Source organism: Pseudomonas sp. RL_5y_Pfl2_73, from assembly GCF_963970515.1.
Lineage (GTDB): Bacteria > Pseudomonadota > Gammaproteobacteria > Pseudomonadales > Pseudomonadaceae > Aquipseudomonas.
In genome coordinates this window covers 1-1519 of record NZ_CAXAPD010000106.1, presented here as the reverse complement: position 1 = coordinate 1519, position 1519 = coordinate 1, and the positions used below count along the sequence as shown (strand labels likewise).

Sequence of the window (1519 nt, the reverse complement as noted above, 5' to 3'; positions counted from 1 at the left end):
GGAATGGCACTTACTTAACGGCTAACTAACTGATACGGCTGCAAAAAATGAAAAAAGGCTGGCCTTGGTCTACGGTGATAGTTGCGAACACACACCGATCAAGCAAGGACACAGCCCGAGTGAATCGTAGACGCCAAATCGTCCGACATCAACAGCACCGTATGCGCCAGCACGCCACGAACAGCAATGCTCATGCTTTCTTCAAGCTGCTCACCGATCCAGAGCTATTACAGGGTGTCGAGTCGTCGATACCCAAGCATCGCCAGCGACTATTCCCCCCGACCGAAACACTGTCCCTGTTTTTGTCCCAGGCGATGAGCGCCGATCGCTCCTGTCAGAATGCCGTGAATGATTTTTCTATCAGACGCTCCTGCGAGGGGTTGAAGCCCAACAGCATTCATACCGGTGCTTACTGCAAAGCCAGAGCGCGGTTGCCGGTGGAGATGGTTTCAACCTTGTTGCGCTCCACGGGGTCATCGATGAGCAACCGGGCTCCGTCATCATGGCGTTGGAGGGGGCGGCCTGTGCGTCTCGTGGATGGCACTACGGTCACCCTGCCGGATACGCCGGCCAACCAAGAGGCCTATCCGCAATCTCGTGGGCAGAAAGCCGGACTGGGCTTTCCCATCTGTCGGTTGGTGGGAATTGTTTGCCTCGCCAGCGGTGCTGTTTTGGATGCCTCGTTGGGACGTTTTCGCGGTAAAGGCGGTGATGAGCAGACGCTGCTCAGAACCATGCTCGATACCTTGGAACGAGGTGACATTGTGCTGGGCGATGCCTACTACGCCACCTACTTTTTGTTGTGTGAATTGCAACATCGAGGCGTGGACGGGGTGTTCGAACAATACGGCGCTCGACGGCGTAGCACGGACTTTCAGCTGGGAAAGCCCTTGGGGTCGGAAGATCATTTGGTTGAGCTGAAAAAGCCCAAGGCAAAGCCGTCCTGGATGAGCCAGGCCTATTACGACGAGGCACCTGAAACGCTGACAGTACGTGAGTTGAAGGCCGGAGGGAAAATCCTGGTCACTACTTTGAATTGTCCACAGCAGGTGCCCAAAGCTGCCCTCAAATCACTGTTCAAAGACCGATGGCATGTGGAGCTGGATCTGCGCAACCTCAAGACTACGCTGGGGCTTGAAGCACTGAGCTGCAAGACGCCGGGTATGGCCGTCAAGGAGTTGTGGATTTACTTGCTGGCGCACAATCTGATACGGATGCTCATGGCGCAATCAGCTCTGTTGGCCGACTGTCTGCCTCGGGAGCTGAGCTTCAAACATAGCCTTCAGCTGTGCCTTGCGTTGAGGCAGTACGGGGTTCAGGAGCAAGAAGATCAGATGCTGAGTCTGTTTGAGATGATTGCCCAGAAACGTGTTGGAAGGCGTCCTGGCAGGATTGAGCCGCGCGCGATAAAACGAAGACCCAAGCCTTATCCCATGCTGATGAAAACACGTCGATCAGCCAGGGCCGAGGTCAGGAAGAATGGTCACCCGAAGAAGGTTAAGTAAGTGCCATTCGGGTC

General features: G+C 55.2%; 1 protein-coding gene. It reads left to right on the top strand.

From position 1 onward, the window contains the following. The first annotated feature begins 119 nt into the window (after positions 1–119). Positions 120–1505, top strand: a complete 1386-nt coding sequence (locus AACY42_RS28410) for an IS4 family transposase (protein ID WP_339483819.1) — start codon at positions 120–122, stop codon at positions 1503–1505. Positions 1506–1519: the final 14 nt, after the last annotated feature.